Source organism: uncultured Psychroserpens sp. (genome assembly GCF_947492715.1).
Taxonomy (GTDB): Bacteria; Bacteroidota; Bacteroidia; order Flavobacteriales; family Flavobacteriaceae; genus Psychroserpens.
In genome coordinates, this window is record NZ_CANLNS010000002.1 from 343891 (window position 1) to 368577 (window position 24687).

General features: G+C 33.1%; 27 protein-coding genes. 16 read left to right on the top strand and 11 right to left on the bottom strand.

Annotated elements, in window-relative coordinates; genetic code table 11:
* The first annotated feature begins 21 nt into the window (after nucleotides 1-21).
* Together Q0787_RS08405 and Q0787_RS08410 are read left to right on the top strand one after the other, a co-directional pair.
* Nucleotides 22-2421, top strand: coding sequence for a TonB-dependent receptor (locus Q0787_RS08405; RefSeq protein ID WP_298901987.1), 2400 nt, complete (start codon nucleotides 22-24; stop codon nucleotides 2419-2421).
* A 36-nt stretch (nucleotides 2422-2457) separates the two neighbouring features.
* Nucleotides 2458-3033, top strand: coding sequence for a type 1 periplasmic binding fold superfamily protein (locus Q0787_RS08410; protein ID WP_298901988.1), 576 nt, complete (start codon nucleotides 2458-2460; stop codon nucleotides 3031-3033).
* A gap of 67 nt (nucleotides 3034-3100) precedes the next feature.
* On the opposite strand, the gene Q0787_RS08415 is transcribed toward Q0787_RS08410, so the two are convergent.
* Both Q0787_RS08415 and folE read right to left on the bottom strand, forming a co-directional pair.
* Nucleotides 3101-3385, bottom strand: a complete 285-nt coding sequence (locus tag Q0787_RS08415; RefSeq protein ID WP_298901989.1) for a hypothetical protein — start codon at nucleotides 3383-3385, stop codon at nucleotides 3101-3103.
* A 52-nt stretch (nucleotides 3386-3437) separates the two neighbouring features.
* Complete coding sequence (gene folE / locus Q0787_RS08420) at nucleotides 3438-4034, bottom strand: GTP cyclohydrolase I FolE (protein ID WP_298901991.1); 597 nt, start codon at nucleotides 4032-4034, stop codon at nucleotides 3438-3440.
* A gap of 216 nt (nucleotides 4035-4250) precedes the next feature.
* Here folE and Q0787_RS08425 point away from each other — a divergent pair, with 216 nt between their 5' ends.
* A complete protein-coding gene (locus tag Q0787_RS08425) occupies nucleotides 4251-6770 on the top strand; it encodes a DUF5916 domain-containing protein (RefSeq protein ID WP_298901992.1) in 2520 nt (839 codons plus the stop codon).
* Nucleotides 6771-6813: 43 nt separating this feature from the next.
* The gene (locus Q0787_RS08430) at nucleotides 6814-7476 is read left to right on the top strand and encodes an ABC transporter ATP-binding protein (RefSeq protein ID WP_298902234.1); all 663 of its coding nucleotides are present in this window, start codon (nucleotides 6814-6816) and stop codon (nucleotides 7474-7476) included.
* Between the two features lie 22 nt (nucleotides 7477-7498).
* Here the strand turns inward: Q0787_RS08430 and Q0787_RS08435 are convergent, their stop codons facing one another.
* Nucleotides 7499-8335, bottom strand: a complete 837-nt coding sequence (locus tag Q0787_RS08435) for a rhomboid family intramembrane serine protease (protein ID WP_298901993.1) — start codon at nucleotides 8333-8335, stop codon at nucleotides 7499-7501.
* Between the two features lie 9 nt (nucleotides 8336-8344).
* Nucleotides 8345-8800 (bottom strand): hypothetical protein, encoded by a 456-nt coding sequence (locus tag Q0787_RS08440; protein ID WP_298901995.1) that lies wholly within the window; start codon nucleotides 8798-8800, stop codon nucleotides 8345-8347.
* 91 nt (nucleotides 8801-8891) lie between these two features.
* Here Q0787_RS08440 and Q0787_RS08445 point away from each other — a divergent pair, with 91 nt between their 5' ends.
* Nucleotides 8892-9656, top strand: a complete 765-nt coding sequence (locus Q0787_RS08445; RefSeq protein ID WP_298901996.1) for a TIGR02757 family protein — start codon at nucleotides 8892-8894, stop codon at nucleotides 9654-9656.
* A gap of 45 nt (nucleotides 9657-9701) precedes the next feature.
* Nucleotides 9702-9980 (top strand): hypothetical protein, encoded by a 279-nt coding sequence (locus tag Q0787_RS08450; RefSeq protein WP_298901997.1) that lies wholly within the window; start codon nucleotides 9702-9704, stop codon nucleotides 9978-9980.
* Nucleotides 9981-10079: 99 nt separating this feature from the next.
* Here Q0787_RS08450 and Q0787_RS08455 read toward each other — a convergent pair whose 3' ends face one another.
* Complete coding sequence (locus tag Q0787_RS08455; RefSeq protein WP_298901998.1) at nucleotides 10080-11969, bottom strand: peptidase M61; 1890 nt, start codon at nucleotides 11967-11969, stop codon at nucleotides 10080-10082.
* A 101-nt stretch (nucleotides 11970-12070) separates the two neighbouring features.
* On the opposite strand from Q0787_RS08455, the gene Q0787_RS08460 reads away from it, so the two are divergent.
* The 6 genes from Q0787_RS08460 to Q0787_RS08485 all read left to right on the top strand — a co-directional run bounded on the left by Q0787_RS08460 (nucleotide 12071) and on the right by Q0787_RS08485 (nucleotide 17912).
* The gene (locus Q0787_RS08460) at nucleotides 12071-13078 is read left to right on the top strand and encodes a glycosyltransferase family 2 protein (protein ID WP_298901999.1); all 1008 of its coding nucleotides are present in this window, start codon (nucleotides 12071-12073) and stop codon (nucleotides 13076-13078) included.
* A 132-nt stretch (nucleotides 13079-13210) separates the two neighbouring features.
* Nucleotides 13211-15136, top strand: a complete 1926-nt coding sequence (locus Q0787_RS08465; RefSeq protein ID WP_298902000.1) for a BatA domain-containing protein — start codon at nucleotides 13211-13213, stop codon at nucleotides 15134-15136.
* Entirely contained in the window at nucleotides 15133-16386 is a 1254-nt protein-coding gene (locus Q0787_RS08470; RefSeq protein ID WP_298902001.1) for a dihydroorotase family protein, read from the top strand. The genes Q0787_RS08465 and Q0787_RS08470 overlap by 4 nt, the downstream gene beginning before the upstream one ends.
* A 5-nt stretch (nucleotides 16387-16391) precedes the next feature.
* On the top strand, nucleotides 16392-16721 hold the full coding sequence (locus Q0787_RS08475) for a hypothetical protein (protein ID WP_298902003.1): 330 nt from the start codon (nucleotides 16392-16394) through the stop codon (nucleotides 16719-16721).
* Nucleotides 16722-16723: 2 nt separating this feature from the next.
* Nucleotides 16724-17371: an alpha/beta fold hydrolase gene (locus Q0787_RS08480; protein ID WP_298902005.1), complete on the top strand. Its 648-nt coding sequence runs from the start codon at nucleotides 16724-16726 to the stop codon at nucleotides 17369-17371.
* 7 nt (nucleotides 17372-17378) lie between these two features.
* A complete protein-coding gene (locus Q0787_RS08485; RefSeq protein ID WP_298902007.1) occupies nucleotides 17379-17912 on the top strand; it encodes a GNAT family N-acetyltransferase in 534 nt (177 codons plus the stop codon).
* Between the two features lie 2 nt (nucleotides 17913-17914).
* Here the strand turns inward: Q0787_RS08485 and Q0787_RS08490 are convergent, their stop codons facing one another.
* Both Q0787_RS08490 and Q0787_RS08495 read right to left on the bottom strand, forming a co-directional pair.
* Nucleotides 17915-18355, bottom strand: a complete 441-nt coding sequence (locus Q0787_RS08490) for a hydrolase (RefSeq protein WP_298902009.1) — start codon at nucleotides 18353-18355, stop codon at nucleotides 17915-17917.
* An 81-nt stretch (nucleotides 18356-18436) separates the two neighbouring features.
* On the bottom strand, nucleotides 18437-19198 hold the full coding sequence (locus tag Q0787_RS08495; RefSeq protein WP_298902235.1) for an MBL fold metallo-hydrolase: 762 nt from the start codon (nucleotides 19196-19198) through the stop codon (nucleotides 18437-18439).
* A gap of 94 nt (nucleotides 19199-19292) precedes the next feature.
* Between Q0787_RS08495 and Q0787_RS08500 the strand changes: the two genes are divergently transcribed.
* Nucleotides 19293-20744: a TonB-dependent receptor gene (locus tag Q0787_RS08500; RefSeq protein ID WP_298902010.1), complete on the top strand. Its 1452-nt coding sequence runs from the start codon at nucleotides 19293-19295 to the stop codon at nucleotides 20742-20744.
* 86 nt (nucleotides 20745-20830) lie between these two features.
* Here the strand turns inward: Q0787_RS08500 and bcp are convergent, their stop codons facing one another.
* The gene (bcp, locus tag Q0787_RS08505) at nucleotides 20831-21286 is read right to left on the bottom strand and encodes a thioredoxin-dependent thiol peroxidase (protein WP_298902012.1); all 456 of its coding nucleotides are present in this window, start codon (nucleotides 21284-21286) and stop codon (nucleotides 20831-20833) included.
* A gap of 31 nt (nucleotides 21287-21317) precedes the next feature.
* Here bcp and nth point away from each other — a divergent pair, with 31 nt between their 5' ends.
* Nucleotides 21318-21974: an endonuclease III gene (nth, locus tag Q0787_RS08510; protein ID WP_298902014.1), complete on the top strand. Its 657-nt coding sequence runs from the start codon at nucleotides 21318-21320 to the stop codon at nucleotides 21972-21974.
* Between the two features lie 53 nt (nucleotides 21975-22027).
* Nucleotides 22028-22582, top strand: a complete 555-nt coding sequence (locus tag Q0787_RS08515; RefSeq protein ID WP_298902015.1) for a hypothetical protein — start codon at nucleotides 22028-22030, stop codon at nucleotides 22580-22582.
* Between the two features lie 6 nt (nucleotides 22583-22588).
* Here Q0787_RS08515 and Q0787_RS08520 read toward each other — a convergent pair whose 3' ends face one another.
* Complete coding sequence (locus tag Q0787_RS08520) at nucleotides 22589-23098, bottom strand: hypothetical protein (protein ID WP_298902016.1); 510 nt, start codon at nucleotides 23096-23098, stop codon at nucleotides 22589-22591.
* A 113-nt stretch (nucleotides 23099-23211) separates the two neighbouring features.
* Between Q0787_RS08520 and Q0787_RS08525 the strand changes: the two genes are divergently transcribed.
* Nucleotides 23212-23811 carry a hypothetical protein gene (locus tag Q0787_RS08525; RefSeq protein WP_298902017.1) on the top strand — a complete coding sequence of 200 codons (600 nt, stop codon included), beginning with the start codon at nucleotides 23212-23214 and terminating at the stop codon, nucleotides 23809-23811.
* Between the two features lie 21 nt (nucleotides 23812-23832).
* Here Q0787_RS08525 and Q0787_RS08530 read toward each other — a convergent pair whose 3' ends face one another.
* Complete coding sequence (locus tag Q0787_RS08530) at nucleotides 23833-23976, bottom strand: hypothetical protein (RefSeq protein WP_172827448.1); 144 nt, start codon at nucleotides 23974-23976, stop codon at nucleotides 23833-23835.
* Between the two features lie 57 nt (nucleotides 23977-24033).
* Nucleotides 24034-24618 carry a sigma-70 family RNA polymerase sigma factor gene (locus tag Q0787_RS08535; protein WP_298902022.1) on the bottom strand — a complete coding sequence of 195 codons (585 nt, stop codon included), beginning with the start codon at nucleotides 24616-24618 and terminating at the stop codon, nucleotides 24034-24036.
* Nucleotides 24619-24687: the final 69 nt, after the last annotated feature.

Sequence of the window (24687 nt, forward strand, 5' to 3'; positions counted from 1 at the left end):
ATACACATTTAACAATTTTCAATGAAATATTATTTTTTATGCATTGCGATTTCATTTTTTGGAATTACAAATGCTCAAAATTGTTCGTTGACGTTTTTAGGAGAAATCACAGATTTTCATGATGCCTCTCCTATTTCTGCAGCAACAATTTATATTAAAAACTTAGACCGTTACATAACCTCAGATATTGATGGTAAATTTAAGATAGAAGATCTTTGCGAAGGTGACCTAACTTTGGTTATTTCTCACGTTGGTTGCGAAACTAAAACTGTTACGTTCAATATGAATAGTGATTTATTTAAAGAAATCGCATTAGAACATCATATTGAAGAACTTGGTGAAATTACTGTTAAGAACAGTGTTGCACGTAAAGAAACCAAAACAGCACAAGAAACCACAATAAAGTCTAAAGAGCTCGCAAAATATAGTTCTTTAAGTCTTGGAGATGCCTTAAAAGAAGTTTCAGGGGTATCATCTATTAATACAGGTAACACGATTGTTAAACCAATGATTAATGGGATGCATAGTAGCCGCTTGCTAATTTTAAACAATAACGTACGTTTGCAAGATCAAGAATGGGGTATTGAACATGCTCCAAACATTGATATTAATTCTGCTAATCAAATTTCTGTAATCAAGGGTTCTGGTACATTAGCTTATGGAGGTGATGCTATTGGCGGGATTGTAGTCATTAAACCTTCTAGATCGTTACTTAAAGATACCATATTTGGAAAAACCACTATTGGTGGCCAAACCAATGGTAGAGGGTACAACTTAACTACAAGTTTAAACTCAAATTTTAATTCTGGGTGGTTTGCCAACATACAAGGTAGTTTTAAAAAGAACGGAGATTTCAAAGCGCCCGATTATAATTTAACTAATACGGGATCTCAATCACAAGGCCTTTCTATAAGAGCTGGTAAAAAGCAATTTGAAAGTGGTTTTGAGATTTTTTATAGTTATGTGAATAATGAAATAGGGATATTAAGAGCATCTCATATTGGTAACATAGCGGATTTAGTATCAGCAATTAACACACAAGAACCTTTGGTGATTGATGATTTTAGTTATGACATTAATTTTCCAAAACAAGACGTTACTCATCATTTAATAAAAGCATCTTATTATAGGAGGTTTAAAAACTTTGGAAAATTATCATTACAATATGATTATCAGAATAATCAACGTTTTGAATTTGATGTTCGTGTAGGAAGTGATAGAAACAAACCTGCTTTGGATTTGACACTTCAAACGCACACATTAAATGCTGATGCCATATTAGACGCTAAAGACACATATAAGTTGAAATTTGGCGCTTTAGCGCGTTATCAAGATAATTTTGCTAATCCTGACACTGGAGTAAGACGATTAATTCCAGATTATGAGCGTTACGACTTTGGTGCGTACATAACATCTGAATGGGATATCTCTGACGAGTTATTATTAGATGCCGGTATCCGATATGATTTTAACAGAATCGATGCGAAAAAATTCTATCAAACTAGTAGATGGGAACAACAAGGTTATGACCAAGATTTTGGTTCAATTGTAATTGAAGATTTGGGAACACAATTGTTAACCAATCCTGTTTTCGATTTTCATAATTTTTCATTTGCTTCAGGTTTAAAATATGAATTAAATGATCAAAGTTTTATTACCGCTAATTATGCATTAGCTAGTAGACCTCCTAACCCTTCAGAGTTATTTAGTGATGGTTTACACCACTCTGCTGCGAGAATAGAATTGGGAGATTTAAGACTTGATCAAGAATTATCAAATCGATTTTCTGCAAGTTATTCATTTGAGAAGAAACGCTTAAATATCTTGTTAGAGGCTTTTTATAATCATATTAGCGACTTTATGTTTTTACAACCAACTGGGATAGAACAAACCATAAGAGGAGCATTTCCTGTATGGGCTTACCAGCAAACCAATGCCGCTTTATACGGAATTGATTTTTCTGCAAATTATGAATTCAATGATGTCCTGAGTCTTTTGAATAAATCGGCCTATATAAAAGGTGATGATCTAAAGAACGACACGGCACTAATCGATATTCCTGCATTTAATACAATCAATCAAATTAAGTATACCAATCCTAAATGGAATGGTTTTTCTGCAAGTTTGAAAAGTGAATGGGTTTTTGAACAAAAAAACTATCCTGATTATAATTTTGAAACCTTTATTGCCTCAACAAATCAAACTGTCTTGGTAGACATTAGTACGCCACCAGGAGCATACCATTTATTACATCTTTACAGTGATATCAACTTTGATATTACGAAGCATACAAAGTTAAACTTAGCTTTATCGATCAATAATTTGCTTGATACAAATTACAGATCATATTTGAACAGACTCCGTTATTTTGCTGATGACTTAGGAAGAAATGTGATGTTACAAATTCAATTAAATTATTAACTCAAAATTAAATTACAAACACAAAATTTTAAAATTATGAAAACTATTAAATATTTATTTATATCAATTTTATCTTTAGCTACATTTACTAATTGCTCAAGTGATGATGACAATCCACCACCAGTAAATGAAGAAGAAGTAATCACAACCTTAAGAGTAACTCTAATTCCACAAGGAGGTGGAGATACAGTAACTTTAGAAACTCGCGATTTAGATGGTGACGGACCAAATGCACCTGTTGTAACCGTTTCTGGCGATTTAGCTGCAATGACAACGTATGCAGGAAGCGTAGTTGTGTTAAACGAACTTGAAGATCCTGCAGATAATATTACCTTAGAAGTTCAGGAAGAAGATGAAGATCACCAATTCTTTTACACCTTATCAAATAACTCTGGTGTAACAGTAGCTTATACTGATCAAGATGCTGACGGCAATCCAGTAGGATTAGCATTTACTTTAACTACTAGTGCTGCTTCAACAAATAATACGTTAACGGTAACACTAAGACACGAGCCTAACAAATCTGCTTCTGGTGTAAGTAATGGAGATATTACAAACGCTGGAGGAGAAACCGATATTGATGCATCATTTCCTTTTGATGTTGCCAATTAGTAGGATTCTTTTGTAAAAAACGAAAGGCGTGTTTATAAGCACGCCTTTCGTTTTTTAATATTGTTTTTTAACTTACATCAATAACAGTTTCATCTGATGGTTTTTCCGAAGAAAAAACATAAGTATAAAACCACATTATTGTAAACGATGGAATAAAGTCAGTTCCTGGGATTATTTCTTCAATAAACGTAAAGATACCAGCCAATTTACCCTTACTTCCTTTATACATTTTAGTCATTAAGTAACCCGAAAATGGCGCCCAAACAATATCGATAAATGGAATCATTCCGATAGCATCCAATATAAGGCTTAATACTAATTTTTTATTTTTTGAAGTGTTTTTCAATGTCATAGTGTATTTGTAATTTACTTATTATAAAGCAAATAGTGTTCCAAATATTGGTTTATGACAATTTTTCGCTAATGAGCTTTAAGAACTCTGTTCGTGTTTCCATATTTTTAAAAGCACCCCTAAAACCAGATGTTGTGGTGGTAGAGTTTTGCTTTTGCACACCTCGCATCATCATACACATATGAGATGCTTCTATAACAACAGCAACCCCTTCAGGTTTCAAGGTGTTATTGATACAATCCAAGATCTGTTCGGTTAAACGCTCCTGCACTTGCAAACGTCTAGAAAATACATCTACGATTCTTGGTATTTTGCTCAAACCCACAATATGTCCATTAGGAATATAGGCAATATGTGCTTTTCCAAAAAATGGAAGGATATGATGTTCACAAAGAGAATACAACTCAATGTCTTTAACAATGACCATTTCATTATAAGACTCCTTAAACATTGCACTTTTCAAAATCTCTGCGGCATCTTGATCATAGCCTTGTGTTAAAAACTGCATAGCTTTAGAAGCGCGTTCTGGCGTCTTTAAAAGTCCCTCGCGTTTAGTGTCCTCTCCTAACTCCTTTATGATTTGTTCATAACGCTGCTTAACGTCATCGGTTACTTGGATATTGTATTCTTCAAATTTTTGGTATGGCATTATAAGTCTAAATTAAGTTTTACTAAATGTAAGTAAAAAAATTAAGACAAAATTTTAGTATTCCATTATAAAAACATTAACAGTAAGCTAATCTTTTTAACGTTTACTTATGAAAATTGAGCGATTAGCATAGGTAGTTTTGTATACCTAACTGTAACAAACTAAAAAATCTAGGGTCTTTAAATTAATTAGAGACTAATCATCAATCAAAATAAAATGAAATTTCGCTTAATCTTATTAGCATTTATAGCATTTGGCTTTCTCACAAATGCTCAAGAAAAGAAACAACTCCAAATTAAAAGAACCTCTACACCTCCAAAAATTGACGGTGTTTTAGATGATGCTGTTTGGCAAACAGCAGATATCGCAACAGATTTTACGCAGTTTAGACCCGAAATGGGAGTAGCACTTCCTGCGCATCAAAAAACAACAGTAAAAATGGCTTATGACGACAGTGCCATTTATGTATCTGCCTATTTGAAGGATAAACCAGAAGACATTCAAACGCAGTTTACTAGTCGCGATAATTTTGGTAATTCAGATTTTTTTGGAATCATTCTTAACCCGAATAATGACGGACAAAATGATACCGAGTTTTTTGTATTTACTTCTGGTACCCAAGCCGATGCCGTTGCATCTCCAAGTAATGGTGAAGATTTTGGATGGAATGCCGTTTGGGATAGTGCTGTAAAAATGGTAGATGATGGTTGGATTGTTGAAGTAAAGATCCCATACAGAGCACTACGCTTTTCTAATCAAGAAGTTCAAACTTGGGGAATTCAATTTCACAGACGATTTCGAATTAGTAATTCACAATATTCTTGGAATCCAATTGATAGAACTAAAGGAAATATTGGTTTGTATAATGGAGAACTTGTTGGTATAAGAAATATTGAACCTCCTACTCGACTGCTGTTTTATCCGTTTTTATCTACAATTTATGATAGCAACAAAAAACCTGAATATAATATTGGTGCCGATGTGAAATTTGGTTTAACTGAAAACTTTACTCTAGATGCCACTTTAATCCCAGATTTTAGTCAAGCTGCCTTTGATAACGTAAGATTAAATTTGGGGCCTTTTGAACAAACCTTTGGCGAACAACGTCAATTTTTTAAGGAAGGGGTTGATTTATTTAATAAAGGAAATTTATTCTTCTCAAGACGAATTGGAAATGCACCAATTGGTAGTCCAAATTTGGCAGAAAATGAAGAAGTTATAGACATGCCAACAGAGGTTAAAACCCTTAACGCTTTGAAAGTATCTGGACGCACCAAAAAAGGATTAGGAATAGGGTTCTTTAATGCCATTACCGAAAAAACAGAAGCAAGTATCAGAAACACTGTGACCGACGAGATACGCCGAGAAGTTGTTGAGCCATTGGCTAATTACAATATTCTTGTGGTTGACCAGCAATTTAATGGGAATTCATCAGTGAGTTTAATTAATACCAACGTAACAAGAAATGGGCGTTTTAGAGACGGAAATGTGACTGGGCTTCTAGCCGATATCTCAAATAAAAGAAACACCTATAATATTCGTGGGCAACTAAAAATGAGTAATGTCAATCTGCCAAGCGGAACGGAAACAGGTTTTAATTCGTTTTTTCTGATTAGAAAATCGCATGGTAATTATAGATATAGTTTCGATCATCGCTTATCGGATACTAAATATGATATTAATGATTTGGGTTTAAACTTTCGAAATAACCTTAATAATTTTGGTATTGACGGGTCATACCAGATTTTTGAACCTACTGAAAAGTTAAATAACTTCAGAATTAATGGTTGGGTAAACTACAGACGTCTATTTAAACCAAGTACTTTTACTGGAACTAATTTTGGTTTTAATATGAACGCTCAAACTAAAAAACTTCTTTGGTTTGGAGCAAATCTTAATTTTGAACCAGGAAAACAATTCGACTTTTTTGAACCAAGAGACTTTGAAAACAAGCGCTTTTTTGTATTTAAGAACATAGGATTTATTGGCGGTTGGTTTGAAACCAATAATAATAAACCTTTTTCTATTGAAGTTAATGGAGGTACATTTCATGCATTCGATAAGGAAAGAGATTTATTTGGATATGATTTTGGGATAGAACCAACATATCGTTTTAGCGACAAGTTCTTTGTTAATTATGGTTTTTCATATCAAAACAATAAAGGTAGTAGAGGCTTTGTAACAAACATTGATGACGATATTGTCTTTGGTGAACGTGACATTTTAACCATTGAGAACAGTATTTCTAGTAGTTATAGTTTTAACCCTTTCCACACATTGTCATTGTCATTTAGAAACTTTTGGTCTACAGTAACCTATGATGAAGGTTTATTTGCATTGCAGGAAGATGGTAGCTTAAACAGAGATGATGATTACAGAACAACTGACATTTCTGATCCGAATGTAAATTTTAATACATGGAATTTAGATTTAAGCTACACATGGCAAGTTGCTCCTGGTAGTTTTTTAACTACGCTATATAGAAACAGGTTGTTTAATTTTAGTAATGCTTCTGAAGATTCTTATTTTGACAGTCTTAGTTCCTTATTCGATCAGTCTATTCAACATACATTTTCTATTAGACTTCAATACTTTATTGATTATAATAGTATAAAAAATGTGTTTAAAAAACGAAATACCAATGTCAATACATTGAGTAGATTCTCGAATAATCGTTATCGTTATGATCCTGATTTTTCAAATACTCGTTTCAGTTCAAATTATAATATTTTATAATTATCCATATTAAAGTAGTATTTTCGGAACTCATTTCAACATGATGATAAAAGCAAAGAATATTCATAAAAACTATGGCGATTTACATGTCTTAAAAGGTGTCGATTTAGACATCAAAAAAGGGGAAATCGTATCAATTGTTGGCGCTTCTGGAGCAGGAAAAACGACCTTGCTACAAATTATTGGTACTTTAGATAAAATAAGCTCAAACAATACCAGTGAGCTGGTTATAAATGATGTTTCTATTCCTCAATTAGGAGATAAAGCATTAGCCAAGTTTAGAAACGAGCATATTGGTTTTATTTTTCAATTTCATCAATTACTGCCAGAATTCACAGCTTTAGAAAATGTTTGTATTCCAGCGTTTATAGGTGGTAAATCTCAAAGCGAAGCCGAAACACGTGCCAAAGAATTATTAGATTTTCTTGGCTTATCACATCGTTACGACCATAAGCCCAATGAGCTTTCTGGTGGAGAACAACAACGTGTTGCTGTAGCAAGAGCCTTGGTGAATAACCCTGGGTTAATTTTTGCTGATGAACCTTCAGGTAATTTGGACAGTGAATCTGCAGAGAATTTACACAATCTGTTCTTTAAACTTCGTGATGAATTCGGTCAAACTTTTGTCATTGTTACTCATAATGAAGAGCTTGCGAACATGGCAGATCGCAAATTAACGATGATTGATGGAAAGATAGTGGGATAACACATGCCAAGATATTCTAGTATTACTTTGAATAATTATCAAGTTTTTCTTTCTCCTTTTTAGATAAGCTACCAATCCCCTTTCTGCTAATCTTATCCAAGAGTTTATCAATCTCTTTTTGCTTGAAAACCTTAGTCTCATTATACCTTTGATCGATAGTTAAATTATGTGATTTGCTTTTAAAATATAGATTATTGATAAATAAGATATGAGGTTTTCTAACAATTATGTATATGAATAAAATGATTGGAATTGCAATCATGGTAATAATGATATAATTGTTTACCAACGCTTCTGGTCGTATGGTTATGGCAACAAGCATTCCTATTAAAGCTCCTCCTAGATGAGCCTCATGCCCAATATTGTCTTTGGCAGACGTAATTCCGTAGATAGAATATATCACATATAGCACTCCAAAAATCCAATTAGGTATAGCTAATGGAATTCCGAAGAAGCCAATATCTAATCCTGGAAAAAGAGCTATAGAAGCGAAGATTATACCACAAACTGCACCTGATGCTCCTACAGCACTATAATCACCATGATTTCTATGAATAAACAGTGCCAAAAGATCTCCACCTATTAAACTAACAAAATAGATTAATAAATAACTCCAAATGCCCAGTTGCATCTCTAACATGCCACTAAATGCATATAAACTTATTAAATTAAAAATGAGATGCCTCCAACTGGTATGTAAAAACCCTGAAGATACTAAACGGATATAATCTTTCTGAATTAGGATTTTATCAACTTCAAATTTGTAGCTTTCAAAAAAAGTCCTATTCTTGAAACCTCGATAACTAATAGCGACGTTTGCAATTATTAATATGATAGAAGCAATACCTAATTCTCTCATAAATTAAATCTACTCTACAATTATCACACTACGATATTCTATTTCAACGCGTTTTCCAAAAGTAAAATCAAAATAGTTAGCATCTCCCTTTTTACCTGTTACTTCCAATTTAGCACGCCCTGTCTCGAGTCCGTTTTTATCAAAAACTTTCACAAAAACGATATCGCTAAAATCCTGATTGAAAATGAGGTATAAGGTTAATAAGTTATCTTTTCCTCCTTGGGGATTATTAGCAATTGTAAATTTACCCGTATCAATACCTTTTGTTTTTAGGTTTGGAGATAGTTTAATTTTAGCTTCTAAAGTTTTGTCGATCCCTTCAGAAACACCTTCAATAAATTCGGTAGCCGATTTCCCAACCGCCTCTCCGCCGGCATTAATTGTTTCTTGGGTTTTATCCTTCACACGTTGACAAGATAGCAATGTGAATACACATAATAAGATAGTAAAAGTTGAGCTTTTCATAATGTTAGATTATACTTACAAAATTAGCAATTCTCGACTATTGCAACAACTATTAAAGTAATGTAAATTTGTATACATAAAATAGAGCCGTTTGAATCAAAAAGAACTTAAGGAATTTCTAGACACTAAAGTAGATCAATATAATCATCCGCGATTTATAGACAGTGATCCTATTCAGATTCCACATCAATTCACAAAAAAAGAAGATATAGAAATTGCGGGTTTTTTAACGGCTACTATTGCCTGGGGAAATCGTAAAAGTATCATAAAAAATGCTTTTAGAATGATGGATTTACTCCATCGGTCTCCTCACGATTTTATTCTGAATCATACCAATAATGACTTGAAGAGTCTTAAACAGTTTGTACATAGAACGTTTAATGGTGATGACTTTATTCAGTTTATAAAAAGTTTACAGCACATTTATACGAATCATGACGGCCTTGAAGCTCTATTTTCTAAATACCATGATGGTGATAATCTCCAGTTATGCATTCATAAATTTAAAGCTGCATTTTTCGAAATTGAACATTTAGAACGTAGCAAAAAACATGTTAGCGATCCGCTTAAAAACTCTGCTGCAAAGCGTATTAACATGTATTTAAGATGGATGGTAAGACAAGACCAAAATGGTGTAGATTTTGGTATATGGAATAGCATCTCTCCTAGCGCACTGTCTTGCCCTCTAGATGTGCATTCTGGAAATGTAGCTAGAAAATTGAAACTCATCAAACGAAAACAGAATGATGGTAAAGCCTTATTAGAACTCGACATGGCTTTACGTCGATTAGACCCATTTGATCCTGTTAAATATGATTTTGCTTTATTTGGATTAGGAGTTTTTGAAGGGTTTTAATTTTTTTATATTTGCAATGCCTCTCCTAATATTAAACTAACCAAAATGAAACATTCTTTTAGACTAAAACGGTCTAGGCTTAAATCTATTTTTTCTGAGAAAATGGGCTTTAAAAAGCTAATCTTAGAGAATAAAAACGACGTGCAAAATGCTATTAATAGCATACTCATGTATATTGAATTAGAGGATAAACTCGCACCTGTAAATTATACGAATAACTTTCTAGACAATTTTATTTCATTTGAATTAACACTTAAACCTGATTTTGATAAAAAAGTGTTTTTTGATTCTATTAGAAAATTTGAAGGTTTTATCACAGACTAAACACTTTATTTTTTAACGTCATATGATCTAACATATCGTTAAAAAAAAAAGCTGATAAATATTAAATATTTATCAGCTTTCAATACGACTAAAAAAAGTCTAGCCTTTCAACCAAGCTTTTCTTGTATTTTTTTGTGCTTCTGTAGCATTTTCATCTTCAATAATACTGCGTGTTGTTGTGAACGTTGGTACGAGTTTAGTTTCTACAACTACTTCTTTTCCATCACGTTCTAAAACCACTTTAATATCATCACCTTCTTTCCATTGGTACATAGCTCCTAACATTGCCTGTGCATTTTGCATAGTTAATGCCTCTCCATTTACCGTTTTAATGATATCATTTGGCATCACACCTTGATCTGCCCAAAAGCTATTATTCTTTACGTTTTCAGAAAAATAAATTTCTCCTTTATCTTGATTAGCTCCAAATATGAATCCTTCTCCACTTTGAATATAACTTGTTGCCTCACTTTTTTCTCCAAAAGTTAAACCTACCTTTTCAAAGAATTTTGAATAATCAATTGGTGTTCCACCAACAACATGTGTATTTAAAAATTCACCTACAGATGGATATGTCATTTCAGTAATTTCTGCAATGATATTATCATCAACGAACGGCTTTTCTTTTCCATATTTGGCCGATAATTCTTTCATAAGTGAAAGCATGCTACGATTACCATTACTCTCTTCTCGCATTAAAATATCAATACACATACCTATTAAGGCACCTTTCATATATACGTTATAATAGTTCGCAGCATAAGGTTCATTAAGCACGTTTTCACTCATAGTCGTGAAACTCATTGCATCATCCATGTTTTTAGAAACCTGAATTTTTTGATTCATCGTTGCATAATATGCATCATCATCTACAAGTCCTTCATAAATTTGGAAATGCTGCGCGAAATATTCTGTAACGCCTTCATACATCCACAAGTGTTTTGAGAATGTTGGATCGTTATAATCAAAATAATGTACATCTTCAGAATGTACAGACAATGGCGTTACAATATGAAAAAATTCGTGCGCAACTACATCAATCATTGAGGCAGCTAATTGCTCTTTTGAAGAATTTTCTCCTAACACCACAACTGTAGATGTGTGATGCTCTAAAGCTCCAAATCCTTTTGGTGCTCCTTCACTCCCATCAGACAAATACAAGTAAATATCGTAACGAGGTGTACTATCAACATCTCCTAAGTATGCTTTTTGGGCTTCCATCATTTTGTAAACCGTCTCTTTCATACTCGCTGCAGTGTGCACCTTATTTGGAGAATATACACTTAATACAATTTTGATATCTCCAACCATAAATTCTTCAACATCTAATTTACCATACATCATTGGGTTATCTGTAATATCAAAATAACGCGGTGCAAAGTAAGATGTCGTTATTTGAGTGCCATCAGAACTTGATTTTGTATTTGTGTTTTGCAATGCAGATGTACGCTCAAAATTAGCAGGAGCAGTTACATCTAAAGTATATTGAGCATCTTTTAAAGAATCAAAATAACCTATAAAACCATGTAAGTTTAATACATAGTTATCTGGCTCAATATTTGTTCCTGCTGGTGAGAACGGCACTTCTCCTCCAATTCCTCCACTCTTTTCTTGATCGAATGTATCATTAACTAAGTACTCAATTCTATCAAGGTTTTTCGCATTTGCGATAGTCCAAGTATTTGTGTTTTCTTTAACGACAGGCATTTCTTTTCCATCGTAATCAAAGGCTTTAAAATCGTCAACGTATTTACCAAAGTCACTCACAGAATACGTTCCTTGAACTACTTTAGGTAATCGGTAAGTCACTACATCTTCGGTAAATCGTCCCGGATTAATAGTTACAGGTGCTTTATCAGCAGTAACGCCCGATAAATTAATTGATGTTGAAATAGGATTTGCAGTGGCTAAATCATTCACTGAAGATTTAGATGATCCACAAGCTACTAGCAATGCACTGGTAGCGAAAATTGATAGAATTTTTTTCATTGTAATGTTAATTATTTTCAGATATTTTTGTCTGACGCACAAAACTACAATCTGTTACCACTAATTTAGCTAAGGTTTTGTTAAAATGGTACTTTTGTAATATGTCAAACCCCTTAATTAGCATTCTTACACCTTTTAAAAATACGCAGACCTATCTGCCTGAATGCCTAGACTCCATTATAAAACAGAACTATCAACAATGGGAATTACTCATAGTTGATGACCATTCAAGTGATAACAGCTATGATCTCGTTCGCGCTTATGCCGAAAAAGATAAGCGCATAAAGTTATTTAAAAACAGTGGTGCCGGAATAATTGATGCATTAAAATTGGCATTTGCCAAAAGTACTGGTCATTATATAACTCGCATGGATAGTGATGACATCATGCATACAAACAAATTAAGCACCATGTTAAATCAATTGCAAATTTATGGCAAGCAACATGTTGCTCTTGGTTTAGTGAAGTATTTTAGTAAGGATGGCATTGGAAATGGTTATGCCAAGTATGAATCTTGGCTTAATACTTTAACATCAAGTGGACTTAATTATTCTGAAATTTATAAGGAGTGTGTTATTCCGTCGCCTTGTTGGATGTTGCATCGCTCAGATTTTTTGGCCTGTGGCGGATTTACACCCAATCGATATCCTGAAGATTACGACTTAACTTTTCGATTGTATAAGCACAATATAACTTGTATTCCTAGTACTCAAGAACTCCATTATTGGCGCGATTATTCTACAAGAGCTTCACGCACAAATGACCATTACGCCGAAAATCATTTTCTAGAATTAAAAGTGGACTATTTTTTAGAACTTAATTATAATAGTTCTCGTCCCTTAACTGTTTGGGGAGCTGGACATAAAGGAAAGAAAGTTGCTCAACTTTTGAAGAAAAAACACATTCCATTTTTATGGATATGTGATAATCCTAAAAAAATTGGAAAACATATTTACGACGAACTCTTATTTAGTTTTGAACATCTAAAAAATTTAGATCATCCACAAAGTATTGTAACGGTTGCCAACGAAGCGTCTCAAAAGGACATTAAGTCTTATTTCAAGACACAACAAATGACTGCCATGACAGATTATTTCTTCTTTTGTTAGGAATAAAACAAAAAATCCATATAACAACAGACTTATCTTTGTTTAAACGTTAAAATTCTCAAAAGCTAAAGCAACTAATCGCATATCATTTTCTATATTTGATTCCGAACAAAAACAATCCAAAAAACAGGAATGCAGTTTAAACACCCAGAACTTCTTTACGCTTTATTTCTACTCGTTATTCCAATAATTGTTCACTTATTTCAATTAAGAAAATTTAAGAGCGTTCCTTTCACCAACGTTCAATTTTTAAAAGAATTGGTGATTCAAACACGTAAAAGTTCGCAATTAAAAAAATGGCTTACTTTAATTACGCGTTTACTCCTTCTTGCTTGTGCTATTATTGCCTTTGCGCAACCCTATATTTCGAAATCCGACAGCTTTAATACCAAAAGCGAAACTGTTATCTATCTTGATAATTCGTTTAGTATGCAATCGCCAAGCACAAATGGGAGTTTATTAAATACTGCAATACAAGACATTATTGAAAACGTCGATGAGAACGAACAAATTTCAATTTTCACGAATGACGAAAACTTTAATAACACCAGCGTTAAGGCTATTAAAAATGACCTCATTCAGCTTAAACATTCACCTAATCAAATTACTTATGATGCTGCAGTTTTAAAAGGAAAAAAACTATTCTCAAACGATCAGAATTCTATCAAAAATTTGGTGCTAATATCTGATTTTCAACAAAAAAACCTAGGACTAACAACACCAAATGATAGCTTGGTATCTTTGAAATTAGTGCAATTAAAACCATCTAACCTAAGTAATATAGCCATAGATAGCGTATATATTTCAAAAACGACGGTCGAAAATTTTGAACTTACTGTACTACTAAAAAATCAAGGCGACGCTATAGAAACCCTACCTATTTCATTGTATAACGACGATAAACTTATTGCAAAAACAGCTGTGAACATTACCAATGAAGCTACTACAAATTTCACGATTCCGGTTAACACTATATTCAATGGTAAAATAGTTATAGAGGATAGTAATCTTAAGTATGATAATACACTGTTTTTTAATATCGATAAACGTGAAAAAACAAACGTACTAGCTATTAATGAGGCTGATGATTCATTTCTAAAAAAAATCTATACCAGTGACGAATTTGAATACATGTCTACCAATTTTAATGCTTTAAATTATAACACCATTGAGCTACAAAATTTAATTGTTTTAAATCAATTACAAAACATTCCTAGTTCACTTTCAACGGCCTTAAAATCGTTCACCGACAAGGGTGGAAGCATATTAATAATCCCTTCAAAAGACATAGCATTAAGCACTTACAATCAGGCTTTTAATACTTTTGGATTTTCAAATTTCGGCGCATCAAATGTGTTAGAAAAGAAGATTACTAGTATCAATTTTTCCCATCCTTTATTAACCAACGTTTTTGATAAACAGGTTAATAATTTCCAGTATCCAAAAGTGAACTCATTTTATAATAACGCTGAGAACTCTGTCAATTCTATTTTAAGTTTTGAAGACGGTAAGTCATTCTTATCTCAATCTGGAAATGCCTTCCGATTTTCAGCAGCAATCGATGTAGAAAATTCAAACTTTAAAAATTCCCCTCTAATAGTTCCTATACTTTATAATATAGGGAAGCAAAGTTTAAAAACTGGCGACTTGTTTTACACTATCGGACATGAGAACATTATAGATATTGCAACGCAATTACAACAAGATGATATTTTAACCTTAGTAAGTGGAGATAATTCAGTTATACCGCTACAACAAACCTATGACAACAAAGTAGAGTTAATTACAAACACCTATCCAGATGTTGCAGGTATTATTTCTGTTCAGAATAAAGACAGTTTTCTAAAAAGTTTGAGTTTCAATTTCGATAGAAATGAAAGTCACCTGAATTACTATGATTTTCAAAATATAACGAATACCACACTAGATAATTCTGTTGCAACAGCCATAAGTGATATCAAAAGTGCTACTAATGTTAATGAACTCTGGAAATGGTTTGTTATTTTTGCAGTGATTTTCTTAATTATTGAAATGCTCATCTTAAAATTTCTGAAATGAACGTACTTGTAAAATCTGCCACTATAGTTGATCCTAAAAGCGATTTTCACAATCAAACCGTTGATATTTTAATAGAAAAAGGGACGATTTCTCAAATATCCAAACGCATTCAAAACCCTAAAAACTATAAAGAGTTACGATTAAACAACCTTCATGTATCGCAAGGATGGTTTGATAGTAGTGTGAGTTTTGGTGAACCTGGATATGAAGAACGTGAAACCATTGACAACGGTTTAAAAACAGCCGCACAATCTGGATTTACAAGTGTTGCTGTAAACGCCAACACCAACCCTGTAGTGGATTCATATGCCAATATTGCTTTTTTGAAATCCAAAGCTGCAAATCATCCAGTTAACCTCTATCCTATTGGGGCTTTGACCAAACATAGTGATGGTGTAGATTTAGCCGAATTATTCGATATGAAAACTGCCGGATCTGTCGCCTATTATGATTATCAAAAGCCTGTTTCAAACCCTAACCTCATGAAAATAGCTTTGCAATATGCTAGCAATTTTGATGGTTTAGTTTGTTCTTTTCCTCAAGAATCAAGAATTAGCGGATTAGGAGTAATGAACGAAAATATAACCAGTACATCTTTAGGTTTAAAAGGAAATCCGGCACTGGCCGAAGCCTTACAAATAACTAGAGACTTATCTATTTTAGAATACACCGAGGGCAAATTGCATATTCCTACGATTTCTACTGCAAAATCTGTAGAACTGATTAGGGATGCTAAACAAAAAAAATTGAATGTTACCTGCAGCGTCGCTATTCATAACTTATTTTATACGGACGAACAACTTGTTACTTTTAACACAAACTTTAAAGTACTACCTCCTTTAAGGACGCAAAACGACATTAATGCGTTAATTGATGGTATTAAAGACGGCACTATTGATATGGTAACCAGTGATCATAACCCATTAGACATCGAACACAAAAAAGTTGAGTTTGATTATGCAAAATATGGTACTATTGGCTTAGAAAGTGCCTTTGGCGCATTAAACACGCTATTAACCACTAAGAAAACAATAGAAGTACTAACTAAAGGCAAACAACGTTTTGGTATAGACGCCATACCTGTCGCCATTGGTAATCAGGCAAACTTGTCGCTCTTCGATCCAACTAGTAGTTATACGTTTTCTTCTGAAAATATCTTTTCAACATCAAAAAACGCCATATTTGAAGGAGAAGAATTAAAAGGGATTGTTTACGGGATCATTGCCAACAATCAAATGATTTTAAATTAATATACATGAAAGACAACGCAGAAAAGCAAAATAACACTTTGGCTATCGTAAGTTATATTACACTTATTGGTACACTTATCGCCTTTTTTATGAATAAAGAAACACGCAATCCATTGGTTTCGTTTCATGTTCGTCAGGCTTTAGGTTTATGGTTACTTCAAATGATTTTGGGTTATTTTATAGGTGCCTTTGACAGTTGGATGATATCAATGTCATTTTGGATTTTCTTTATTGCACTTTTTCTCTACGGAATTTTTGGTGCTGTAGGCGGTAAAATGAATGAGGTCCCAATTTTAGGGCCTCTCTTTCAAAAGTTATTTTCTTCAATAGACTAAATATGAGTTTATCTTTACATCACATCACGAGACCATCATCTTTAAAAGATAATGCTCCTTTACTTATTATGTGTCACGGATATGGTAGCGACGAAAATGATTTATTTTCTTTTGCACAAGAACTATCGGAAGAATTATTTATCATTTCAGTAAGAGCTCCATATACTATGCAACCTTTTGGTAATGCTTGGTATGCTATCAATTTTGATGCACATCAAAACAAATGGAATGATGTTGAACAGGCCATTCAATCTAGAGATAAAATTTCAAATTTTATAGATGAAGCCTGTGCTCAATATCCTGTAAATAAGGATAACGTTACCTTGTTAGGTTTTAGTCAAGGAACAATTTTAAGTTATGCCGTTGCCCTTACATATCCTGAAAAAGTTAAAAACATCATTGCTTTAAGTGGTTACGTAAGTGACGATATGATTGCACCACATATAGATGAAAGAAACATTGGACACTTAGACTTTTATTGTTCTCATGGAAGTGTAGATCAGGTTATTCCTGTCGATTGGGCAAGAAGAGCTCCCAAATTTTTAGATAAGCATCATATTAAGCACACTTATTCGGAATTTCCGGTTGGTCATGGTGTAGCTCCTCAAAACTTTTATGCATTTAAAAATTGGTTAGAAGACCGTATATAAAACTACTATGAAGTACCTTCTAACAGGTGAAGAGACTCAACGACTCCATTTTAGATTAGTCACCAAAGATGATTTCAATACTTGGTTGCCTCTATTTAAAGAAGATAAAGTTGATCTGTTTTTAGGAATGCCTACTGGCTTATCCCAAATTGAACAATGTGAATTTTGGTTTAATAAAGTCTTTCATCGCTATGATAACGGACTAGGAGGAATGAATGCGCTTATAGATAAAAGGACTGGCGAATTTATTGGGCAAAGCGGATTATTAGTTCAAACCGTTGAAGATGAAGAGCGCCTAGAAATTGGCTACTCTATACTTCCAAAGTATTGGGGAAAAGGTTTTGCCCAAGAAGCTGCAATAAAATGTAAAACGTTTTGTTTTGAACAGGAATTTTCCACTAACCTAATATCTATGATGCATACAGACAACATAGGTTCTGAAATAGTAGCCATAAAAAACGGCATGACCTTCGAAAAGAAAGTGAATACATTTAACGTGTACAGTATAACACGTGAGATGTGGTTAAATCAAAAGAAATAAGATTAAGGTTGATACAATAGCGATCCTAACTCACTAAAAGTCACATTTCCTTTGTCATCCATGTCATAAGCCAAGAGCATTTCACCAGAATATTTTCCATCAGTAAAATTGATAATAATCCACTTATGGTTGAGCATTCTAATTTGATCAATTCTCATTTTTTCTCCAGACATAGAAGCAAAAGGAACTAATGGATGATCTTCTGTATCATAGGCATTAAGGCTTATGAGTCCGTCTTCTATAAGTGGTATAAATTCAGAAATCCTAAATCCCCTATTCTCCCAATAGGTCATTGCCTCATCATTAGTATCAAATCTAAATGTATATAAATCTTCAACCTTTTCATCCTCCAACGCTCTAATAGAATCTCTAAGTTGCGTATGAGTTTCTTTATAACTTGTTAGTTGTGCATCGTAGTTCTCAATAATGTTTTTGGAATTCACGAATTGAAAAATCACAAGCAATAATGTGAAAATAAACAGGTACATAAATATTCTACTCTTCATATTAAATAATTCTAACAGTTATAATTCTATTTGTAAGTTGTCGTAAGCTAAATAAACGTTTTCTGGTAAACTTTGTTGCACAACATCATGAAAACCTAAATAATGACTTATATGGGTTAAATAAGCGGTTTCGGGTTTTATCTTTTCTATAAATGCCAAAGCCTCCTTGAGATTAAAATGAGAGATGTGTTCCTTTTCTCGTAAAGCATTAACTACCAAAACTTTCACCCCATCTAATTTTTTCATTTCAGTTTCATCAACAGTTTTCATATCTGTGAGATAAGCAAAGTCACCAAAACGAAATCCAAAAACTTGCAACTTATGATGATAGCCATTAATTGGTATGACATTCAAATTTCCAAGGAGAAAGGCCTCATTCTTAATTTCATGTTGAATAACACTTGGAACACCTGGATATTTATCTTCAGTCGTAAAAATATAATTAAACCGTTTTGCTAATTCACCCAAAACGCGCTTATGTGCGTAAAACGGAATATCTCCTTGTCTGAAATAAAATGGGCGGATATCATCTAACCCTGAAGTATGATCTGCATGCTCATGAGTAAACACAATACCATCAATCTTATGACAATTAGCTCTTAACATTTGTTGCCTAAAATCTGGGCCACAATCAACAACATAAGCATAATCATCCCATTCTACTAGTACTGAAACACGTAAACGCTTGTCTTTATGATTGTTACTTAAGCACACCGGGTGATCACTTCCTATTACTGGAATACCCTGTGATGTGCCTGTTCCTAAAAATGTTACTTTCAACTTCATTTTTATTTGATGCAAAAATAAAACTAATTTTTTTAGTTTAACCCCGTATTTTAATACCTTTGTATAGTTGACAAACCCAAAATAAAAAATGGAAATAACCTTAAAAGGAGATAAAGAGTTTGATGAAATTCCTTCGTTGAAAACGAAATGTTTACGCATCAACTTAAATGAGAATATCTACGGAACATTCGCGGAGATTGGAGCTGGACAAGAAACTGTTCGTCAGTTCTTTAGAGCTGGAGGTGCTTCTGGGACCATTGCGAAGGCTATGTCTGCATACGATAAGGCCTTTAGTGATGCAATTTACGGTATAGAAAATGACAGACGTTATGTAACCGAAGCACGTCTTCGTAAAATGTTGGATCATGAAGTGAATTTGGTTGAAGAACGTATTAAAAGAGATGTACATCCTAACAAAATGTTTTTTGCTTATGCCAATACTGTTGCAACAATAGATTTTGCGAAAAAATACAAAGGACATGGATGGGTAGGTATTAAATACCAAGTAGATCCAAATCAAGGTTATAATGAAATTGTTTTGCACATTCGTTTTAAAGAGAATGATGCTAGGTTACAGCAAGAAACTTTGGGTGTTTTAGGGACTAATCTTATTTATGGTGCTTTCTATAAGTATAATGAGCCAAGAAAGCTATTACGCTACCTCTACGATCATTTGGACAAAGATCAGGTTGAAATAGACACGATTAACTTTTCTGGCCCTGTGTTTGAAGATGTAGACAACCGTTTAATGAGTTTACAGCTTGTAAGAAATGGGATGACAGATGCCGTTATGTTTGCTCCTGATGGAAACAACGTTTTACCTGCTAGAGTCCTTTACAAAAAGAACATATTAACCTTACGTGGAAGTTTCAGACCAGTAACAAAGGTAAATATGGACATGTATAAGAAATCTTATGACATGTTCATTAAAGAAAATAAAGTTGATGTTGATAAAACTCAAGTTATTTTCGAAATTACATTATCTAATTTAAGAGCTGAGGGAGAAATTGACGAACAGGATTTCATGGATCGTGCGCGACTATTGTGCTCGTTGGGACAAACCGTATTAATCTCTAACTTCCAAGAATATTATAAACTTGTAGAATACTTCTCTCAATACACAAAGAGTAGAATGGGATTAGCTATGGGTGTGAATAATTTAGTAGACATCTTTGATGAGAAATATTATCGTCACTTAAGTGGTGGGATTTTAGAAGCCTTTGGTAAACTCTTCTTTAAAGACTTACGTGTTTACTTGTATCCAATGCAAAACGACGATGGCACTTTAACTGATAGTGAGAACTTAAAAGTACATCCAAGAATGAAAGAATTATATAAATTCTTTAAGTATAACGGTAAAGTTGTTGATATCACAGATTTTGACGAATCGATACTTAATGTATTCTCGAGAACTGTTTTAAAAATGATTGCCGATGGCGAAGATGGTTGGGAAGTTATGCTTCCAGAAGGCGTTTCTACACTTATAAAAGAAAAAAGCCTCTTTGGTTGTGAAACCGAACAGGTGCATTTAGGAGAATAAACGAATTAATATGACACATAAAAAACCGCAAGATTTTCTTGCGGTTTTTTTATAGCTTTTATATCACTCTGAATACAAATCAGAATTTATCCTTCCAAAATTTGATCTGTATGAATTTTAGCTTTTACTTTATCTATGACGCGAGACACCACTCCTTTTTCATCAACTAAAAATGTGATACGATGAATACCATCAAACTCTCGTCCCATAAACTTTTTTGGTCCCCAAACCCCAAATGCATCTATAACTTCTTTTTCTGTATCGGCTAACAATGGATATGGGAAACTAAATTTCTTTTTAAAATTAGATTGTCGCTTTTCGGTATCTGCGCTCACACCTAAAATTTCATAACCAGCATCTTGCAACGCCTTATAATTCTCTCCCAAATTACAAGCCTCAACGGTACATGTTGGTGTATTAGCTTTAGGATAGAAAAAAACAACAAGCTTTTTTCCTTTATAATCCGAGAGTGATACAGCATTCCCGTCTTGATCGTTTACTGTGAAATTTGGAACTTTATCTCCTACTTTTAATGTTTGCATATTGCTTATTTTTGTAATCAAATATACAACAATGACCAAACAAGAAAAAGTGGATTTCGTAATTAAAACATTAAACGAACTTTATCCTACAATTCCTATCCCCTTAGAACATAAAGACCCATATACATTGCTCATAGCGGTATTAATGTCTGCACAAAGCACGGATGTTCGTGTTAATCAAATTACCCCACTTTTATTCGCAAAAGCTGACAATCCTTATGATATGATTAAACTTTCGGTTGAGGAGATTAGAGAGATTATCAAACCTGTTGGTTTATCTCCAATGAAAAGTAAGGGGATTTATGGTTTGTCACATATTTTAATTAACGAACATGGAGGTAAAGTTCCTCGAACTTATGAAGCATTAGAGGCATTGCCTGCTGTTGGGCATAAAACGGCAGCCGTTGTCTTATCTCAAGCGTTTGGTATTCCCGCTTTTCCGGTAGACACTCATATCCATCGTTTAATGTATCGTTGGAACTTAACTAATGGTAAGAACGTTGTGCAAACAGAAAAAGATGCCAAACGCCTATTTCCAAAAGAACTATGGAATGATTTGCACTTACAAATTATTTGGTATGGTAGAGAATATTCTCCTGCTAGAGGTTGGGATTTAGATAAAGATCCTATTACAAAAACCATTGGTAGAAAATCGGTTATTGACGATTATTACGCAAAGAAAAAATAACATAAGTACAAGGCATTGGTACAATAGTTGTGACTTAAGAGGAAACTCTTTTTATGAAATCAATCTACTCTATTGTGCTTGTTTTATTGGTTGCATCTTGTATTCCATTAAGAATAGCACCAACAATTAAAGATCAAAAAATCATGGTTGCTAAGAAGTTTAAACGGACCTTTCCTAAGGAATATGCCTTTATTTTTCAGGACCCAAAAGAAGCCAATGAATTTTATAATTATATCAATACTAAATTTAAATTAGATCATGTAGATGTCGATTATGATGTGCCTTTAAAGTTAGATGGACAGCAATATTTTTTATCCTTCTATGAGGCAGAAATACCAGATAAAGTATTAAACATATTCCCTATTGCTGTCGATGTTGCCCTAGACAGCAACAATATAGACCCTTTATTATCAGATCATTATGTTTACAGAAGCAATAACTGGTACATTGCTATAACTATTTTAGACAATGCATCTAATAACTGTTTAAAGCCAAATTATATTCATCGAGAATTGATTATAAATTATTTAAAAAGGCTTAAACAGGAATATCTAACGACCAGCAATTACACTGAGGTGTTGTTCAAGAAAAGGGCTATTGAAGATTAAATTTAGTTATTGTAAGTACCCAAGTTTACGAGTAGTTTTCTCTCCTATAAATTGCTGTATATGTCCATTATATGAAGAAATTATGGTATTAAATAAATCGTCAAAATAGCCAGCATAAGATTCAGGATTTTTATAAGTCACTTTAAACTCTTTTTCGCCATAAGCATGTTTTAAATAATAGGTGTTTCCTTTTTCTTTTCTAAAAATGACATGTATTAAAATGAGTTCTTCAGGAAAAGATTCTGGGGCTTTACAAACTGTTAGTCCAATTCCAAAGTGCCAATAGCTCTCTGGTGTTAATGTCAATGCTCCTAGTAATGATCCGTGAATTAAATCAAAATTGTTGTTTTCTTCTATTTTATATAGGGTAAACTGCTGATCTGGTATCGCATAATATGTTTTAAGCGACTTTACAAGTTCAATAGCAAAATTGTGACAGTTCTTTTTATAGGATTCAAAATTGCTCTGTGCCGTATCGTAGGCCGAACAAAGTTGGTGGAATTTCGTGTTTTTCATAGTATAGAAAGTATATTCAAAAAGTCGATTCTAACATAAATTACTTACAGCCACATATTATCTGTAACTTTTAATTTGCCTTTCATACTAATAGTTTATATAGAAAACAGTCCATGAAAATTAAATCTAACGCAGCTCCTCACGAAATATCTTCACCCTTTTTTCAACTAAACAAAGAGTTTTGTGCAACTTTTGAGCGGTATATGGCAAAAAAAGGCGGATTGGTAAAGGGCAAATACAACGCTCGGTCCTTTTTAATATTTGGAAAAATTGAACACCCAGAATCTTGGGATTTAATGTATAAAAAATCAACATTTACTAATTCTGGAAACCTATTACTTTCGGCAAAAAGTCAAGGCCTCTTAACCATGGCAACTTGGAGTACAACAATAGCCAATAGTGGATTTCCTAGTTTCAGTATACGGAAAAGGAAAAAGCGAAATCTCCTAAGGATTTTGTTGAGTAAAAACGTGACTGCATTAAATATTGGAAAAGGCTATATACTAGAAGCAAAATCTGGAGTATTGAATCCTTCTTTTTATGATATGGTATTAGTTCTCAAACCTCTTTTTGAAGACAAAAAGATATATACTATTAATTTCAAAAAAAACAAATTAACAATAGAGCTACGCTCTGAAAACCATCATTTTGACGTGTTCGATAACATCCTAGACATCTTTAAAGCCAAAGCAAAAAAAAATCCTGAAGACTAACGATTCAGGATTTTTTCAAATTTAGTTTTGAAGTGCTTCAAACTTCAAATTATTACAATGTATAACACTTAAAGCCTTGGAATAATTCAAAAGAAAATCCACTGTCTCTTCTTTTGGGTTTAGGTTGTTTTGTTTTTGGGGACATTCTGAGTAAAGTTTTGCCATTTTACATTTTTTAGTTTGTTATAACCTCATAAACGCAACAAAACCTAACTTATTGTATTAATTTGTTAAAATAATATTATTCTTATCTATAACCTTTCTCAAATTAATGAGAGCATAGCGCATTCTTCCTAACGCAGTATTAATGCTCACACCTGTTCTATCTGAGATTTCTTTGAAACTCATATCCTTATACATTCGCATTACTAAGACTTCTTTTTGATCTTTAGGAAGTTCTTCAATAATGCGTCTAAGGTCGCATTCTACTTGATCTTTAATTAATCGCTTTTCAGCATTTAACGAAGAATCTCCAAGTACTGAGAAAATATTAAAGTCGCCAGAATTATCAAATTTTGGCATTCTATTATTCTTTCTGAAATGATCAATAACCAAGTTATGAGAGATACGCATCACCCAAGGTAAAAACTTACCTTCTTCATTATATTTACCCATTTTTAAGTTTTTAATCACTTTAATAAAGGCATCTTGAAATATATCTTCAGTGATATCTCTATCAAAAACCTTTGAGTAAATAAAACTGTAAATCTTTTGTTTGTGTCTGTGGATGAGGACTGATAGAGCACTTTCGTCTCCATTCATGTAGTTCTTAACTAAAACAGCGTCCGTGATAAGTTCGTGTCTCATAATAATTACTTTAAGGGCAAAGAATTTAATCTCAGCTTGGGGTTAAATTTTTTAAAGTAATATTACAAT

Bases quoted from the DNA above. Each gene is read 5' to 3' on its own strand.
- Q0787_RS08405 (WP_298901987.1), top strand. From the start codon at position 22: ATGAAATATTATTTTTTATGCATTGCGATTTCATTTTTTGGAATTACA.
- Q0787_RS08410 (WP_298901988.1), top strand. From the start codon at position 2,458: ATGAAAACTATTAAATATTTATTTATATCAATTTTATCTTTAGCTACA.
- Q0787_RS08415 (WP_298901989.1), bottom strand. From the start codon at position 3,385: ATGACATTGAAAAACACTTCAAAAAATAAAAAATTAGTATTAAGCCTT.
- folE (WP_298901991.1), bottom strand. From the start codon at position 4,034: ATGCCATACCAAAAATTTGAAGAATACAATATCCAAGTAACCGATGAC.
- Q0787_RS08425 (WP_298901992.1), top strand. From the start codon at position 4,251: ATGAAATTTCGCTTAATCTTATTAGCATTTATAGCATTTGGCTTTCTC.
- Q0787_RS08430 (WP_298902234.1), top strand. From the start codon at position 6,814: ATGATAAAAGCAAAGAATATTCATAAAAACTATGGCGATTTACATGTC.
- Q0787_RS08435 (WP_298901993.1), bottom strand. From the start codon at position 8,335: ATGAGAGAATTAGGTATTGCTTCTATCATATTAATAATTGCAAACGTC.
- Q0787_RS08440 (WP_298901995.1), bottom strand. From the start codon at position 8,800: ATGAAAAGCTCAACTTTTACTATCTTATTATGTGTATTCACATTGCTA.
- Q0787_RS08450 (WP_298901997.1), top strand. From the start codon at position 9,702: ATGAAACATTCTTTTAGACTAAAACGGTCTAGGCTTAAATCTATTTTT.
- Q0787_RS08455 (WP_298901998.1), bottom strand. From the start codon at position 11,969: ATGAAAAAAATTCTATCAATTTTCGCTACCAGTGCATTGCTAGTAGCT.
- Q0787_RS08460 (WP_298901999.1), top strand. From the start codon at position 12,071: ATGTCAAACCCCTTAATTAGCATTCTTACACCTTTTAAAAATACGCAG.
- Q0787_RS08465 (WP_298902000.1), top strand. From the start codon at position 13,211: ATGCAGTTTAAACACCCAGAACTTCTTTACGCTTTATTTCTACTCGTT.
- Q0787_RS08470 (WP_298902001.1), top strand. From the start codon at position 15,133: ATGAACGTACTTGTAAAATCTGCCACTATAGTTGATCCTAAAAGCGAT.
- Q0787_RS08475 (WP_298902003.1), top strand. From the start codon at position 16,392: ATGAAAGACAACGCAGAAAAGCAAAATAACACTTTGGCTATCGTAAGT.
- Q0787_RS08480 (WP_298902005.1), top strand. From the start codon at position 16,724: ATGAGTTTATCTTTACATCACATCACGAGACCATCATCTTTAAAAGAT.
- Q0787_RS08485 (WP_298902007.1), top strand. From the start codon at position 17,379: ATGAAGTACCTTCTAACAGGTGAAGAGACTCAACGACTCCATTTTAGA.
- Q0787_RS08500 (WP_298902010.1), top strand. From the start codon at position 19,293: ATGGAAATAACCTTAAAAGGAGATAAAGAGTTTGATGAAATTCCTTCG.
- bcp (WP_298902012.1), bottom strand. From the start codon at position 21,286: ATGCAAACATTAAAAGTAGGAGATAAAGTTCCAAATTTCACAGTAAAC.
- nth (WP_298902014.1), top strand. From the start codon at position 21,318: ATGACCAAACAAGAAAAAGTGGATTTCGTAATTAAAACATTAAACGAA.
- Q0787_RS08515 (WP_298902015.1), top strand. From the start codon at position 22,028: ATGAAATCAATCTACTCTATTGTGCTTGTTTTATTGGTTGCATCTTGT.
- Q0787_RS08520 (WP_298902016.1), bottom strand. From the start codon at position 23,098: ATGAAAAACACGAAATTCCACCAACTTTGTTCGGCCTACGATACGGCA.
- Q0787_RS08525 (WP_298902017.1), top strand. From the start codon at position 23,212: ATGAAAATTAAATCTAACGCAGCTCCTCACGAAATATCTTCACCCTTT.
- Q0787_RS08530 (WP_172827448.1), bottom strand. From the start codon at position 23,976: ATGGCAAAACTTTACTCAGAATGTCCCCAAAAACAAAACAACCTAAAC.
- Q0787_RS08535 (WP_298902022.1), bottom strand. From the start codon at position 24,618: ATGAGACACGAACTTATCACGGACGCTGTTTTAGTTAAGAACTACATG.